This window comes from Lentilactobacillus otakiensis DSM 19908 = JCM 15040 (genome assembly GCF_001434145.1).
Lineage (GTDB): Bacteria > Bacillota > Bacilli > Lactobacillales > Lactobacillaceae > Lentilactobacillus > Lentilactobacillus otakiensis.
The window spans coordinates 279,364-295,058 of sequence record NZ_AZED01000014.1; the positions used below are offsets into that span (position 1 = coordinate 279,364).

The following is a 15,695-nucleotide window of genomic DNA, read 5'->3' on the forward strand; positions in this document are numbered from 1 at the left end:
AAACCAGCAGTTTGTGAAGCATCCTTTTTTAAATCGTAGCATATGGGGCAGTGATGTCCTATTTGTGTTGGATAAAAAACTGGCATTGATGTTTTCCATCAATACCAGAAAGTTTAGACCACAAATTTGAAGGAAAATTCATCTCAGTTTTTGAATCTATTCAAAATGATGAGTTATGGGGGAAAAACTATGTGGAAGCAATTTAGAATCGAGAAACAATTTAATGATTCCTTTTGTCCCACATGTTTTTTAAAATAATGACACATATAAGAAAGACTGTTGCGCCGATTCCAACCCATAAACCTTGGTGATAAATTCCAATGAAATTCTTGATTGCTTGGGAAATTCCCCAGGCTATGAAGATCAGTATAATCACTGTGGTGATCCGAATTAATAATTTACTCATGGGTTTATTCATCCTTTAATTAAGCTAAGATACCGAGCACGTCAACGATTTTGACAGTCCAGCATTTCTTAGAAGTGGGTGAGATCGGTGACAAAAACTTGGCCACTCGCTACATTGATAGTTTTTTGCCAAATGCTTACAAATTTCTTTTCAGAAACCCACCTACCAATCAATAATGAAACTTTTGAGTACATCTTCTTTCGAAGAGTCCCTTCAACATACCTCATCCCATATTTTCAACCGAGAGTAGTCATAAGCTTCCAATCTGCTTGATCGGGACCGTATATTGGATCGTTTGATTGAAGATTATTTGAGTATGGAAAACTTCTTTCAGCGTTTCTTTAGCGAGTTCGTTGTCTGATTCTCTTAGAACAATATCATTGTCAATTCTATTAGTATCGTAGTCTGTGGCTCGTATAGCAGTACTTTCCTCTAAAGCATCAATAGTACCAACAACAGATATTGTAAAACCTTTTTTAGCTCTTATAGATTCATGTCCTGGGTAAAGTTGATTGGTGATAAATCAGTCGAATTGGTAATCAAATCACTTATCAAGCTGTTGTAAGCATTCAGTCCAGTTTTAGCATTGTCAAAGTTAACCTTGGTTAAGTAATCACCAAGTTCGACGTTGGATAAACCGGCGATGGCCGCATCAGCCTGTTTAACGGATTGCTGGAACTTGACCCGTAACTTCGCTTTCGTGTCATTTAGTTTCGGGCCAAACTTAACGTAGTGGGGATCAACTAACACGCCGGCAAGTTTGTAAGTCCAATAAGCTTGGTTGGGTGCATAACTGCCGGAAGCGTTTTGATAAGCTTTTGGTGTATCATTGGCGCCCGCATAGAATGGCACAAAGGAACTTTGAGCAGCGACACCCATCGCCAACCACTGGATCCCAGCGGCTGCAGTAGGCATATTTGGCCGAATTTGGAGGATATGAGCCTCTTGCGTCTTGGCTAGGCTAATTGGTCGGTAAAGGTGTTGATCGTGCTCAGAGCCCTCACCAATGGGGTCAAATGAGGTGCCTTGATAATGGGAACTTAAGAAGTCTTGAACATCAAAGACACTTAATTTTCGATTAGCATGGTTAATGAACGGCATTTCCTGACTGGTAGGTTCAAAATTCAATTCGGGCGAGAACATTTTCAGGCCGTACCAAACCCGTGGTGTGTTGTAATACGTATCGGACAAATCAGCCGTTCCAAAAATCTTTCGGAAGTTAAATGTCTTCCCAGAAAGATCCGGATTCAAATGGTTTTCAGCAACAAAGTCGCGGATCTTGGGTGACCACATAAAATTGTCAGGATCGTCAAAGTCAATTTCTTGAATGGCACTTTGATTGGCAATAACCGCATATCCATCATCTGGAATGCGTTGGGCAACCCAGTTGTGGCCGCCGCCAGTTTCCATATACCAAGCTTCATTTTTGTCGGCAAAGAGGATCCCATTTGATTCTGAGGTCCCATAGTATGCGACAATTTGACCTAAACGCTGAACACCTTCACGGGCGGTCTTGACGTATGGTAGGACAACGGTGATCATGGCTTCTTCGCCAATGCCGTCTTCTTCAAGCGGATCAGCACCCAAAGCCAATTTATTGGTATAAGTACTTTCAGTGGCACTCATCGCAACGCCGTATTCGTTAAAGCCATCTTCTTCAAATAACCCGAATTTTTCAGTCCATTCAGGAGTGGCCGAATACTTGAATCTGATTTTGGGTAAGGTGAGTTTAAAACCATTATCATTAGATGAAAATTCTGGTTCGTCATCGAATTCTTGATGCTTATGGATAACATAGTTCTTTGGCCAGGAAGACTTACTGTCCTCGTTTCGGGCAATCATAATTGAGCCATCGATGCTGGCGTTTTTACCAACAATCATGCTGGTACATGCAGAAAAGTTTTTGTAAGGTATCATTTTTAAAATCTCCTATTTGCAGTTGACTATTGCTTTCGTTATTGTATCATTTTTTGTTATAAATCGGTTCGACAGTGTTCAAACGTTCATTTGCATATTGCAGGCAAAAAATATTTAAGGTATACTTTTGCCATTCAAAACAAATGGAGGAATTTTACACATGCCAATCGTAGATATTCATTTAATTGCCGGTCGTTCTCAAGATCAATTGAAGGGTCTGGTTGAGGACGTTACTGCTGCCGTTGTTAAAAACACTGGTGCACCAGCTGAACACGTTCACGTTATTTTAAGCGAAATGGAAAAGAATCGTTACAGTGTTGGCGGTGTGCTTAAAAGCGACGAAAAGTAATTTTGAAATTCATCAATTAGCCTGCAATCCAATCATTGTGGGCTTTTTGTTTGAGATTCTGTTTGAATGAATGAAAGAAAATTCTTTTACTTTTATAAAGTTTGACTGAGGGTTGGTTTGCCAATCGATATTATTGTATACTTAACGAAGAGAAAAGGCGTATAAACGCACGAATAATAGGAATGGAGACCTTTACATGAATGATCAGCAATACATAATGTCCATTGATGAGGGGACAACAAGTACCCGGGCAATATTGTTTAATAATGATGGGGATATCGTTGGTAAGGCACAACGGGAGTTCCATCAGTATTTTCCAAAATCAGGCTGGGTTGAACATGATGCCAATGAGATTTGGAATGCCGTTCAGTCAGTCATTTCTGAAGCCTTGATTAACGCAGATGTGCAACCCTACAAGGTGCGCGGAATTGGTGTCACCAATCAACGGGAAACGACGGTGATTTGGGATAAGAACACCGGCGAGCCAATTTATCACGCAATTGTTTGGCAGTCTAAACAAACTGCCGCGCTGGCTGATCAGCTCAAACGCGATGGTTATAATGACATGATCCACGACAAAACCGGGTTGATCATTGACTCATATTTCTCAGCAACCAAGATCAAGTGGATTTTGGATAATGTTGAGGGGGCCCGTCAAAAGGCCGATAATGGTGACCTGTTATTTGGGACGATCGACACTTGGGTTCTTTGGAAACTCACCGGCGGAAAAGTTCATGCAACTGACTATACGAACGCCAGCCGAACCATGCTATTTAACATTCATTCTTTAACTTGGGACAAAGATATTCTCAAATTATTGAACATTCCGGAAAGTATGTTGCCTGAAGTTCATTCTTCATCAGAGATTTATGGCTACACTTCCGGCTACTCATTTTCAGGCGTCCAAGTGCCAATCGCCGGGATTGCCGGTGACCAACAGGCCGCTTTATTCGGTCAAATGGCTTTGCAGCGTGGTATGATCAAAAATACCTATGGCACCGGTGCTTTCATTGTGATGAACACCGGTGAAGAGCCAACTCTTTCCAAACGCGGCTTGTTGACAACAATTGCATATGGCATCAACGGTAAGGTTAATTATGCGCTTGAAGGAAGTATCTTTGTTGCCGGCTCGGCCATTCAGTGGCTTCGAGATGGTATGGAGATGGTCAAATCATCCCCTGATTCAGAGCAAATGGCCATTGACGCTAAAAGTACTGATGGCGTTTATGTCGTGCCAGCCTTCACCGGCCTTGGTGCGCCTTACTGGGATCAGGATGCTCGTGGGGCAGTCTTTGGCTTAACCCGCGGGACGACCAAAAATCAATTCGTTAGAGCGACCCTGGAATCATTGGCTTATCAGACAAGGGATGTTGTTGATACTATGGCTGCTGAAACTGGGATTGATTTGAAGTCTCTGGCAGTTGATGGTGGGGCAGCGAACAACAATTATTTGATGCAGTTCCAAGCAGATATCTTGGGCACACCAATTCAGCGAGCTTCAATTTCAGAAACCACCGCGTTGGGTGCTGCATACTTGGCAGGCTTGGCAGTCGGTTTCTGGGACTCAATCGAAGAGATCAGAAGAACGGTTAAATCACGAGATAACTTCGAACCAAAAATGGATGAGCCCACTCGCCACAAGCTATACTCCGGCTGGCAAAGAGCGGTTAAGGCAACCATTTCCTATCATTCAGATGAAGATTAGTTAATCATTTTGAAATCAAAAAGCGACCGGCCAAAAATTGGTCAGTCGCTTTTATGTTCATTATTGTCCTACAGCAATATCTAAATGATCCTGTAGATACCGGGCAACGCCGTCATCATCGTTAGTGAAATCAGTGACTTCATCGGCAGAATTTTTAATTTTGTCGATGGCGTTTTTCATAGCGACACCGGTTCCGGCATACTCCATCATGGTCAGGTCATTGCCTTCATCGCCAAACGCAATAATATCTTTTTGCAGAACACCATAGTAATCGGCCAGGAATTTTAACCCGGTTGATTTGTGGACACCTTTGGTTGCAATTTCAACGATTGGATGTGGGCCACCCCAAGGGGAGACTTCCACTTGATCACCAAATTGTTGTTCAACGAAATTAATCAGGCCTTGCTTCAATTCCGGCTCCACTTGAACCGTGATACTAATCGGATTAGTCTTTAAGCTCTTTCGACTTAACACCTGATTAGTTTTCAAACTGCTTGGGAAAAAGCCAAAGCCGGTATTAAGACCGCGGTTGGCCAAGAACATGTCTCGTCCCTCCACGGCAATGAGGGAAAGGCCGAGCGGCTTGCTTTTTTCAAGTAATTCCGTCACGATTTCTTTATCGATGGTGTATTGGTATTCACGATTCCACTCTTGATGTGGTAAAATGCCAAGGTTGCCATTGAAATTAATCATTGGGGTTTCCAATTTTAAATCATCATAAAAATTTTCAGAAAGTCTATTGGGACGGCCGGTCACAATGCTCACTATGTAGCCCTGCCGTGCAGCTGCACGAATGGTTTCAGCGGTTTGTGGGCTGATCTGGCTGTCATCGTTTAAGGTGGTGCCGTCCAAGTCGAGTGCGATTAATTTTTTCGTAATTGTGATCACTCCTTACTAACATATCCATTCATACTATCTGAAAACTCATAACACGTCAATTATTAGTACCCAAAAGGGAGATTAGAATGCATTTACCAAGTGATTTTATTCATAAATACCAACAATTAATGGGGGAAGTGGAAGCCGATAAGTTCATTGCCAGTTTTGATCAGCCGACCACTCCAGGCTTCAGAATCAACCCATTGAAGGCTCATCGGCCAGCCGATTTGGACCTGAGCGAACCCACTGAACATTGCCAGTTTGGCTATCATGGCCAGGTGAGTGGGAAGACCGTTGATCATCAAAGTGGCGCAGTTTACAGTCAGGAACCCAGTGCCATGTACGTCGGCGAGGTCGCTCATCCTAATCTCAATGAGAAAGTCCTGGATTTATGTGCCGCACCGGGGGGTAAGACCACCCACCTGGGAAGTTATCTGAAAAATACTGGCTTGTTGATTGCCAACGAGATTGATAGTAAGCGCTCTAAGGCATTAGTGGAAAATGTGGAACGGTTTGGGATGACCAATACGATTGTGACCAATACCGATCCAGATCACTTAGCTGCCCAGCTGCCGGAATTCTTTGACCGGATTTTGGTGGATGCTCCATGTTCCGGTGAAGGGATGTTCAGAAAAGATCCCGATGCTATTCAGTATTGGAGCCTGGATTATCCAGTTGAATGTGCATCCCGACAGCGAACGATTTTGACCCAAGCAGTTAAGAATTTGAAGCCAGGTGGAGAACTGATCTATTCGACCTGTACATTCGCACCGGAAGAAGATGAACAGATCATTGCCTGGTTGGTTGACACCTATGGTTTCGAAATTCAACCCATCAAGAAGTTTGCTGGGATGGATGATGGCAAACCTGAATGGGCAAATGGAAATGCTGACTTAACGAAGTGTGTCCGTATTTTCCCACATCACTTTAATGGTGAAGGCCACTTCATTGCCAAACTCAAAAAGCCGGTCAACATTGACAACGTGAAGGAACCACGACGTTTTCGCGGGATTAGTAAAAATATCGAAATGCCGACGAAGGATCAAAATCAATTATTTGATCAGTTTGCCAAAGAAACACTTAATCATGTTCATTTCCAGAAGTTGGTCGTCTTTAAAGATCACTTATACTCAGTGCCTGAGGAGACCCCCAATCTTTCTCGGGTCAAGATTGTGCGGTTGGGATTGGAAATTGGCACATTCAAGAAAAATCGCTTTGAACCTAGCTATGGCTTAGCCTTGGCACTGCACCCAGATCAAGCTGTTCAAAAAATAACGATTGATCAGGCTGAATGGCAGAAATATGTCCATGGTGATACCTTCCAAGTTAGCTCAGACCTGAAGAAGGGCTGGTATCTGTTAGTCTGTGAAAATCAGCCGGTTGGCTTCGCTAAAGTTGTCAACGGAACGGCTAAGAACTTCTTTCCAAAAGGGTTGAGGTTTGCCGTTTAAAAAAGAGTTAAATCACAATCTGAGAAGGTAATTCTCAGTTGTTGATTTAACTCTTTTTAGTAGGTCAATTTTCTTTGATTTAAATATGAAATAAGTTGTGGGTCAAGAAGTAGTCGTTGTTGCTGCAAATCAGAAATGCTCTGGCAATTCAACATCAACATGATGGCTTTTAGTCCATACTGCCATTCTTTAATGTCAGCGATGATTTGATCATCACTTTGATGGATGATGTCGTGGAGAAAATAGCCAGCAACGCCAACCGCTGATGCGCCTAACGCTAAGCATTTAGCGACATCTAATGGTGATTTGACCCCTCCGGAAGCAATGACAGTCAATTGATTGTTAAATGAGCGGGCTTCCATTAGGGATTCAATTGTGCTCAATCCCCAATTTTTGAGGTAGGCCATATCTTTAGAGTGACGGCGGAAATTTTCGATGGCCGCAAAATTTGTGCCACCATGACCGCTCACGTTCACAGACTCAACGCCAATTTTGGCGAGTTGCGCGATCGTTTCTTGACTCATCCCAAAGCCAACTTCTTTGACAACAACTGGCACGTTAACGTGTTCAACAATTTGTTGGATGTTTTCAACAAAGTCGAACTGACGATCACCTTCCGGCATCACTAATTCCTGGGCAACGTTAATGTGGAGTTCCAGTGCATTGGCACCAATCATATCAACCGCAGCTTGGGCGTCTTCGAAAGGATGATTGGCCCCAATATTGGCAAACAAAACGCCATCCGGATTGGTTTGTCGAACCACCGTGAAAGAATCACTCACGCTGGGGTCACTCAAGCCAACGCTTTCTGAGCCAACTGCCATCGCTAGGCCAGTTGCTTTGGCAATTGAAGCCAGCCGACGATTAATTTCTTTTGTGTGTTCACTGCCACCAGACATGGCTTCGATGTAGAAAGGCGTCTTTAGTGGAATCCTGGCAATCTGGGTTGAAAGATCGATTTCGTCTAATGAATATTTAGGCAGGCTGGTGTTAATAAAACGAACACCGTCAAAAGCGGTGTCGTCATTTGTGTAAAATTTTTCGGCCAACGAAACGTGCTCGTCTTTTCGATGTGAGTGTTGTGACGTCATATGCTACTCCTTGTCGAGATCAATGACTGGGTGCACTTTAAGAGTGAGCTGTTGAATGCCATTCTCCTCCCAATGCTTGATCATTGAATCAATATCGGTATCCTTGTCAGCAACCACAATTCCGCAATCTCCACCTCCGGCACCGGAGGATTTAGCAGCTGCGGCATGATCCACAGCAATATCACACATTTTTTTGAGAATTGGCGTTTCAATTGGGACTTTGGTGAACTCAGCCAAATGCTGGAGAATTTCTCGATTGCGACGAATACCATGTTTGATGACTGAAAGACTCCCATCTTTGAAGCCGTCAATCAGTTCTTCCAGGCAGGATTTGCTTTCTGCTAAAAATTGCGAATAAGTTTCGTGCTGATTGCTCTTCTGAATCGCCACTTTATCAACTAAATGAGAAGTAGACGCCGGAGAACCTGTCCAGCCGATGATTAATTTTAAGTCATCGGGGGGAGTCAGTTGGGTAATTTTGAGATGCGGCCATGGTTTATTGACCAACTCGATGAGATCTTCCTGCATTCTGGCAGCCATTAACCAGCTGCGATCAAAGGAGCGGTAGGCGATCCAACCACCATAAACGCTGGCGGCAATGTCGCCCAGTGAGCCATTTCCTTGGACATCTAAATGAGCAATCGCTGATAATTTGAATAGTTTGCTTTTGGTTAATGGTAATTTGTAAAATTGACAGAGTGCCTTGACGGTTGCAACAGTGACAGCAGCCGAAGAACCCAAACCGTACTTTTTACCATTGGGACTATCCAAATCACTATTAATCCGCAGGTCATAGACTTCCATCGACCGGCCAAGTGATTGGGCGTATTCTTCAGTCAAGTGAATGGCTGAAATTATGTAGTTAAAAGTATTATCACGATTATCAAGAATCATTTGATCGCCACGACGGCGCCAGTAAACAGAATCCTCGCGATATTGTTTTGAAACGATACTGCCGTAAGACTTGCTCCGAGAAATTTCGACAGTAACGAATTGGTCAAGAGCCACAATAATAGAAGGGTAGCCGGTTTCGACTACCGCGTATTCACCGGCGATATATAATTTTCCCGGAGCTTTAACCTTAATCAACGGATCATTTCCTTTCTTGCTTATAAATATTTCACACCCGGTCCTGGCTGAGCAACCGTGACTTTTTCAGGCCCGAACATTTTCGAAAATGTGTCAGTAATTGCGGCCGCATTTTGCTTTTGGCAAATCACTTTGACGTTTGGCCCAGCGTCAATTGTATAGTAGCACTCAATGCCGGAATGCCGAAGTCGTTTGACTTCGTTCATGGCTTCAAGCGTATCCCCAGTAAAGTAAAGAAAATCTGGATTGGCACTCAACGTTAAGGCGTGCATCCGCATCGCATTTAATTCGCTGATGGTGCCAAAACGGGTAAAGTCATCGGCGTTAATTGCCGTTTTAATACTCTGCAGGTCTGATTCGACCACCTTTACCCAGGTTGGATAGTACGGCGAAGTGGTGACTGATAACGCCATTCCTTGACGACTTGAAATTGGTTTGTGGTGTTTTTCGACCGTCAGGGCCACAATTCGAATGTCATTTAAATTAGGCGTTTCGATTGGAACTGCGTAGGAATCGGAATCGTTGGTGCCACGCTGCCACTCTACAAAGCCGCCAAATATTGATCGACAAGCGGATCCAGAACCGCGACGAGCCAATCGGGATAGGGCTTGCAAGTCCAAGTCCATTCCCGCAGCTCGACTGGCAGCCGCTGCCAGGGCAGCAAATGCTGAGGCGGACGACGCCAATCCAGCGGCAGTCGGCACGTGGTTTTCGGATTTTACTCGGGCGTTTAAGGTTATATCTGACTGCTGACGAACAATGTTTAAGAAATCGTGAACCCGTTGCCAGCCATTACCATCAATCAGTTGATCATCGATCGAAACCGAATCCTGGTCCAAGCTGGCATCAAATTGAACACTGGTTTGAGTATAAAATTGATCCAGCGTCAACGAGAGACTGCCGGTATATGGAATAATAAATTCTGCGTTCCGTTTGCCCCAATATTTGATTAAGGCGATATTCGTATGGGCAATCGCGGTAACGATCTTATCTGACGAGATTGTCATGGGCTTCTCCTGTTGAAAATTGATAGTTCTTAAATGATTGAATCCAAGTTTGAGTGGCGCCAGCTGATCTGAGCGCCGTGGAAATTTGTTGGGCGTCGCTTTGATTTTTTGCCAAGGCAATCACACAACCGCCTAGGCCACTACCGGTCAGTTTGGCACCCAAGGCGCGGTTGTCACAGGCAACCCGACAGAAAGTGTCAAGCGTCTGATTGCTGACACCGAGTTGAGCCAAATCGCGTTGAGACTGATTCATTAATTTGCCTAATCGTTCATCATCAGTCGTTGCCAATGCATCCTTGGCAGATACAGCAATCTTCCCAAGCTCCTCTATGAGCGGTTTGGCTGTTTCAGGTTCGTCGACGATATTATCGTGGATCAGCGAAACGGCTTCAGATGTTTTCCCTTTGATTCCGCTATCAGCGATGACAAGTGAAGAGGTAGGGAGATTAAAATCGATCTGTTCGTTAATTTCATTTTTGACAAACCAAATTGGCATGTTGGAGCTGGCAGTTGCCGAATCTAAGCCGCTTGGATTGCCATGGGTAATTTTTTCTTCAATGTCAGCTAATTTTAATAGTTGGATTCTGGTCAAATTGACTTCAAAAAAGCCAAAGAAGGCCCGGACGATCGCAATCGCCGTTGCTGCTGAAGAACCCATCCCACGTTCGGAAGGTAATTTACTCTCAATATTGAGATCAAATGAAAGGTCCTGGGCGCCAAATAGGCTAATCAGATGGTTGGTTAACGTTTTAACGCCACGCAAATTGTCGGCCATTTCACTGATCGGGCCATCAAAATAACGGCAGTGGATTTCTTGCCCACTGGGGATTTTTTTCAAGGTTGCTGTGACGTCTACAGAATAGATTGGAATGGCAATTGCCGGCTGCCCGTATACGACACTGTGCTCACCAAACCAAATGATTTTTGCGTAACTTTTTCCAGTTGCTTTATCTTTCAACTTTATCCGCTCACTTTCAAACATTCCAATTTTATCATAGTTCACTGATTCGAGAACGTTTTAAAGATATTTTTAGAGATTCATAAATAATTCGACTTCTTTCCATGGTAGATTATCACATCTAGCTTGTAGTATGATTAAAGTTAGTGAATATTTAAGAAAAGTCAGCTAATAAATCAGATTGGTGAATGACAATGAATTCAAAAACCACCTTCGCAGTTGTTGATATTGAAACGACCGGGACGGATATTGCCGCCGATAACCGGACAATTCAGTTCAGCTGCTGCTTGGTTTCCAACAATAAAATTATAAAAACGTTCGTAACTGATATTAACCCGCAACGAGAAGTACCCAATCGAATCGTGCAGTTAACCGGCATTACCAACGAACGACTTAAAAAAGCAAAAACTTTTGATCAGGTTGCCGCTCAACTCTATTCCCTGTTGAACAATACGGTCTTTGTCGCCCATAACGTCAACTTTGATTTTCCATTTTTAAATTCGGAATTTCAACGGGTCGGCTATCCTGAATTACAAATTGAAGCCATCGATACAGTCACGTTGAGCCAGATACTATTGCCCACCTTGTCCAGCTATCGGCTTCAGGATCTGAGTGCTTACTTCAATATTGAGCACGATCATCCCCACACCGCAGACAGTGACGCAATGGCAACAGCCAAACTATTGCTGATCTTACTTCGACAAATCCAAATGCTGCCAAGAATCACCTTGGAGCAGATCATCAGCGTGAATCCATCCCTGCCTCAAGATACGATGCAGGTCTTTTTGGACGCCGATGAGGCTAATCGTAAGCGGGTTCACACGCCCAAGCTGCCGGATCAGCTACGAATTTCTTCAGGACTCGTTTTACGGAAACATGATTCAGTTGATCAAACCGATGAGGCCGGTCGACAGGATTTCCGATATCCAAAGACTAAGAAAGCCAAGCAAAAGATTTTACCCGACAACCTGGAATCACGCCTGGAACAAAACAAAATGATGAACCTGATCTACAACAACTATGCAGATCCGCAACATCACGATGCCAAAACATTGTTAATCGAAGCCCCAACTGGGATTGGTAAAAGTTTGGGTTATTGTTTGCCGCTCAGTTACTTGGTATCTGCCAAGAAACCAGCGGTCATCAGTACCTCCACGACTTATTTGCAGTTTCAGCTGCAGAACCAAACCCTGCCAATGTTAAACGAAGGGCTGCCATTTAAAGTCCACAGCGTCATCTTAAAGGGTGCCAGTCACTATATTGATCTCTATAAATTCCGCAACCTATTATTTGTTCCGGACAGTTCCAGTCAAACTGCGTTTATTAAGGCGCAGATTTTAGTGTGGCTGACGGTGACCACGACTGGTGATCTGGATGAACTGCATTTAAACGTCGACCAGACACCATTTGTCTGGAAAATTCAGCACACCGGTGTTAAGTGGCTTGATCCAAATGAACCGTTTTATGACGACGATTTTCTGCGCTACAACTTACAAAAAGCTGAAAGTGCCGACTTTGTCATTGTGAATCACAGTTATTTAATCAAAAATTGGCAATACTTCAAGGACTTGCCAACCAAGCCCTATCTGTTAATTGATGAAACCCAACAATTTGCCGAGACTGCCATTCGCAATAATCAGGAACGCATCAATCCGTTATCGCTGATTACCACGATTAACAAAATTCTGGCAAACATTAACGGCACCCACGAGGATAATATCAGAGAAATTGTCGGTGAAGATGCAATCTTGGATCACGCCATTAGTGAACTTGACGGGCAGCTTCGTGAAGGCAAGAACTTGGTTGCCAATGTAATCCAGACCTTTTTCGAAATGGTGGTTAAAGGTAAACGGCTCCATCGCAATGTTGAGTTCTTTGAGCGGCTCATTCCGATTACTGAAATGAAGTCGGTCATTAGTGCCAACCAGGCTTCCATCAAGAAACTAAGGGCAGTTCATGACAGTTTGGATGGCTTGCTGGCAACCTTAAATACCCAGATTGATCACAATGCGGGTGCCTATACCAACCATGATTTCTTGAGCATTTATTCATTTTTTGAAAATTATAATGAGTTTAATCATAAATTGAGATTGCTGTTGTCCATTATTGATGTCGACGACAAATCCATTGAGCAGCATGTGACTTGGGTGACAGTCAATAATGTCAAAGATGTTAATAGTTTGACTTTGAATCGGGGGATTTTGAAAACCGAGGATTATCTCCGAGATCACGTCTACTCAGCCTTTGAACCGGTGACCTTCACTGGCGCGACAATCTTTTCGTCGCGGCGATCGCAGTTCATCTATAACTTATTGGGGATTAGTCGTGAAGATTCGGCTATTAAACGTCTGAAGAGTGACTTTAATCCAAAAGATCAGGCAAGATTGTATTTGGTGACCGGTCAAGATGATCAGCAGTTTGCCACCAACTCAGATACGTATCTGGAAAAAGTGGCCGCCAATATTGAAACCATTTATAAGAATGAGCCGCGGCAGACTTTGGTGTTGTTTAATTCGTTAAACGCGATTGAGCGAACTTATCATTTGCTTCAGGAGAATGGCTTTACCGCCACCCATTTTGTCTTGGCGCAGGGTGTTCATGGAACGGCTTCTAAAATCAGTAAGCAATTTATTCACCACGAACCGGCAATCCTGCTGGGTGCCAACACATTCTGGCAGGGGGTTGATTTCCCGCGGAATTTATTGGAAAATTTGATTGTTGCGCAATTACCATTTGATACGCCATCAGATCCATATAATCACGCGCTGTACTCAATTGAACGGAGTAAGGGTAAGAATCCGTTTTACAGTATTACGCTCCCCAAAGCGACGCTACGGCTCCGTCAGGGCATGGGACGGCTGCTCCGAACCAAGGATGATTTTGGGACGATCTTTATTTTGGATCCAAGGTTGTTATCCAAACGATACGGCAGCACAATTCTATCAAATCTGCGAAACGATATTCCCGTTATCCAAGGCGATATTGATGATTGCGTGCTGGACATGGTTAAGTTTTTTGAAAGCAGAAATTAATGTCCGTTTGTCGGGCAGTTTATTTGCTATAATTAGAAATAACGAAATTTAAGAGGGAGATAACATGCAACGGCATCGAAGAGTAAAAAAACAATCATATGTTAAAATTTCCTGGATCGTGATCGCCGTTATTTTAATTCTCTGCTTTACGTTCTTCATTATCATGCATACCGCAGAACGACCAATGACAATTGCCCGTGGCCAAACCGAGACCATTGCGAAAAAGTATGCCGGTTTACGAGATGTAGACTCCTTCTACACTTCTAATTTAGGCAAAACCTACTACTCGGTTTCCGGTGTCGATAACAAGAATAAGAACGTCTATGTGATTGTTGCCAAGAAGGGCGGAACAGTAACCGTCATTAACCGCAACAGTGGCATTACCGAACAACAAGCAAAGAATGTGATTCAGCGCCAGAAGCACCCGGCAAAGTTGAATGGGATTGGGCTGACTTTGATCAAGTCCAAACCATACTGGGTGGCCAGTTATATGAATTCTAAAGGCAACTTGTGCTTTACAACCATTAGTTTCAAGAATGGGGCAATTTATAAATCAATCGAAAATATTTAATTCATGAAAGGATACTTTAATGAAATTTTCTGATAGGGCGATGCAGGTCACGCCTTCCGCAACTGTAAAAGTCTCTAACACTGCCAAAGCAATGATCAGAAAGGGCATCGAAGTCATTAATTTAGGCATTGGCGAACCCGATTTTAAAACGCCTAAAGTGATTGCAGATGCTGCCATCAAAGCAATTCAGGACGGTAAGACGAGTTTCTATACGCCGGCAAGTGGATTGCCTCAGTTAAAAGAAGCCATTGCAGAACGGATCAAAAAGGACTGCGGGGTCATTTACCCGGTTGATCAGATTAGTGTGACCAATGGGGCTAAAATGGCGCTGTACGTTTTGATGCAGGTGTTAGTAGATCAAGGCTCTGAAGTTCTCTTACCACGGCCAAGCTGGGTGAGCTACAAGCAACAGGTTCTCCTAGCCGGTGGCAAGCCGGTGGTTGTTGAGACTGGCGATGATTTTAAAATTACGACTAAAACCCTGGACGATGCTGTTTCCAGGGATGCCAAGGTCTTAGTAATCAATTCGCCACAGAATCCAACCGGGACCGTTTATTCCAGGGATGAACTGGAAGCGATTGGTAAATGGGCTGTTCTGCACAATGTCACTTTGATTGCCGACGATATCTATGGCAAATTGATGTATAACCAAAATCAGTTTGTGTCACTCATTCAAATTAGTGACGAAATTGCTGCATCAACGGTGTTGGTCAATGGCGTATCCAAAGCTTATTCCATGACCGGTTGGCGGATTGGCTATGTTGCCGGTGCTCCTGAGCTCATTAGCAAGGTGAACGCCATCCTTTCTCATTCGACTGGGAACCCAGCGACTGTTAGCCAGTATGCGGCAATTGCAGCTTTTGAATCAGACCAGACTGAGGTGGAATCGATGCGAGTCGCTTTTGAAGAACGACTGAATACGATTTATCCACTGGTTCAAAAAATCCCTGGATTTAAGATGGCAGTTAAACCTCAGGGTGCCTTTTACCTGTTCCCAAATGTTCAAGAAGCCATCAAACTTGCTGGAGTAAATACATCTGGGGAGTTGGTTGATCTTTTGCTGGATAAAGCACACGTTGCTGTCGTTGACGGGGATGCGTTTGGCATGCCCGGCTACTTGCGATTAAGTTATGCTGCCAGCTTGAAAGATTTGTTGACAGCGGTTGATCGAATTACTAAATTTATGAATCAATTTTTAAAAAAACAAGTATCTGGAGGGATCGGAATTGAAACAAATTAA

The 15,695-nt window shown here is 43.6% G+C and carries 12 protein-coding genes; 6 read left to right on the plus strand and 6 right to left on the minus strand.

Annotated elements, in window-relative coordinates; translation table 11 throughout:
• Window positions 1-889: 889 nt before the first annotated feature.
• Window positions 890-2,323 (minus strand): C69 family dipeptidase, encoded by a 1,434-nt coding sequence (locus FD05_RS08900; RefSeq protein WP_039932354.1) that lies wholly within the window; start codon window positions 2,321-2,323, stop codon window positions 890-892.
• Between the two features lie 160 nt (window positions 2,324-2,483).
• On the opposite strand from FD05_RS08900, the gene FD05_RS08905 reads away from it, so the two are divergent.
• Together FD05_RS08905 and glpK are read left to right on the plus strand one after the other, a co-directional pair.
• Window positions 2,484-2,672 (plus strand): 2-hydroxymuconate tautomerase, encoded by a 189-nt coding sequence (locus FD05_RS08905; RefSeq protein WP_013727873.1) that lies wholly within the window; start codon window positions 2,484-2,486, stop codon window positions 2,670-2,672.
• A 196-nt stretch (window positions 2,673-2,868) separates the two neighbouring features.
• Window positions 2,869-4,377 (plus strand): glycerol kinase GlpK, encoded by a 1,509-nt coding sequence (gene glpK / locus FD05_RS08910; protein WP_020280282.1) that lies wholly within the window; start codon window positions 2,869-2,871, stop codon window positions 4,375-4,377.
• Between the two features lie 60 nt (window positions 4,378-4,437).
• On the opposite strand, the gene FD05_RS08915 is transcribed toward glpK, so the two are convergent.
• Entirely contained in the window at window positions 4,438-5,265 is an 828-nt protein-coding gene (locus FD05_RS08915) for a Cof-type HAD-IIB family hydrolase (protein ID WP_020280281.1), read from the minus strand.
• A gap of 77 nt (window positions 5,266-5,342) precedes the next feature.
• Between FD05_RS08915 and FD05_RS08920 the strand changes: the two genes are divergently transcribed.
• The gene (locus FD05_RS08920; protein ID WP_020280280.1) at window positions 5,343-6,707 is read left to right on the plus strand and encodes an RsmB/NOP family class I SAM-dependent RNA methyltransferase; all 1,365 of its coding nucleotides are present in this window, start codon (window positions 5,343-5,345) and stop codon (window positions 6,705-6,707) included.
• A gap of 56 nt (window positions 6,708-6,763) precedes the next feature.
• On the opposite strand, the gene fni is transcribed toward FD05_RS08920, so the two are convergent.
• The 4 genes from fni to mvk are packed head-to-tail and all read right to left on the minus strand — an operon-like array spanning window position 6,764 to window position 10,852.
• On the minus strand, window positions 6,764-7,798 hold the full coding sequence (gene fni, locus FD05_RS08925) for a type 2 isopentenyl-diphosphate Delta-isomerase (protein WP_020280279.1): 1,035 nt from the start codon (window positions 7,796-7,798) through the stop codon (window positions 6,764-6,766).
• Between the two features lie 3 nt (window positions 7,799-7,801).
• On the minus strand, window positions 7,802-8,887 hold the full coding sequence (locus FD05_RS08930; protein ID WP_020280278.1) for a phosphomevalonate kinase: 1,086 nt from the start codon (window positions 8,885-8,887) through the stop codon (window positions 7,802-7,804).
• A 20-nt stretch (window positions 8,888-8,907) separates the two neighbouring features.
• Window positions 8,908-9,894 (minus strand): diphosphomevalonate decarboxylase, encoded by a 987-nt coding sequence (gene mvaD / locus FD05_RS08935; protein ID WP_020280277.1) that lies wholly within the window; start codon window positions 9,892-9,894, stop codon window positions 8,908-8,910.
• Entirely contained in the window at window positions 9,875-10,852 is a 978-nt protein-coding gene (gene mvk / locus FD05_RS08940) for a mevalonate kinase (protein ID WP_020280276.1), read from the minus strand. Before mvk ends, mvaD begins: the two co-directional genes overlap by 20 nt.
• Before the next feature lie 194 nt (window positions 10,853-11,046).
• On the opposite strand from mvk, the gene FD05_RS08945 reads away from it, so the two are divergent.
• From FD05_RS08945 to FD05_RS08955, 3 genes are all read left to right on the plus strand, one after another.
• Window positions 11,047-13,884 carry a helicase C-terminal domain-containing protein gene (locus FD05_RS08945; RefSeq protein WP_039932352.1) on the plus strand — a complete coding sequence of 946 codons (2,838 nt, stop codon included), beginning with the start codon at window positions 11,047-11,049 and terminating at the stop codon, window positions 13,882-13,884.
• A gap of 64 nt (window positions 13,885-13,948) precedes the next feature.
• Window positions 13,949-14,455 (plus strand): cell wall elongation regulator TseB-like domain-containing protein, encoded by a 507-nt coding sequence (locus tag FD05_RS08950; RefSeq protein ID WP_020280274.1) that lies wholly within the window; start codon window positions 13,949-13,951, stop codon window positions 14,453-14,455.
• A gap of 19 nt (window positions 14,456-14,474) precedes the next feature.
• On the plus strand, window positions 14,475-15,695 hold the full coding sequence (locus FD05_RS08955; protein ID WP_020280273.1) for a pyridoxal phosphate-dependent aminotransferase: 1,221 nt from the start codon (window positions 14,475-14,477) through the stop codon (window positions 15,693-15,695).

What these genes read in the sequence shown, in the direction of transcription:
- FD05_RS08950 (WP_020280274.1), top strand. Translation starts at nt 13,949, where the DNA reads ATGCAACGGCATCGAAGAGTAAAAAAACAATCATATGTTAAAATTTCC.
- FD05_RS08955 (WP_020280273.1), top strand. Translation starts at nt 14,475, where the DNA reads ATGAAATTTTCTGATAGGGCGATGCAGGTCACGCCTTCCGCAACTGTA.
- FD05_RS08920 (WP_020280280.1), top strand. Translation starts at nt 5,343, where the DNA reads ATGCATTTACCAAGTGATTTTATTCATAAATACCAACAATTAATGGGG.
- FD05_RS08945 (WP_039932352.1), top strand. Translation starts at nt 11,047, where the DNA reads ATGAATTCAAAAACCACCTTCGCAGTTGTTGATATTGAAACGACCGGG.
- FD05_RS08900 (WP_039932354.1), bottom strand. Translation starts at nt 2,323, where the DNA reads ATGATACCTTACAAAAACTTTTCTGCATGTACCAGCATGATTGTTGGT.
- glpK (WP_020280282.1), top strand. Translation starts at nt 2,869, where the DNA reads ATGAATGATCAGCAATACATAATGTCCATTGATGAGGGGACAACAAGT.
- mvaD (WP_020280277.1), bottom strand. Translation starts at nt 9,894, where the DNA reads ATGACAATCTCGTCAGATAAGATCGTTACCGCGATTGCCCATACGAAT.
- FD05_RS08905 (WP_013727873.1), top strand. Translation starts at nt 2,484, where the DNA reads ATGCCAATCGTAGATATTCATTTAATTGCCGGTCGTTCTCAAGATCAA.
- fni (WP_020280279.1), bottom strand. Translation starts at nt 7,798, where the DNA reads ATGACGTCACAACACTCACATCGAAAAGACGAGCACGTTTCGTTGGCC.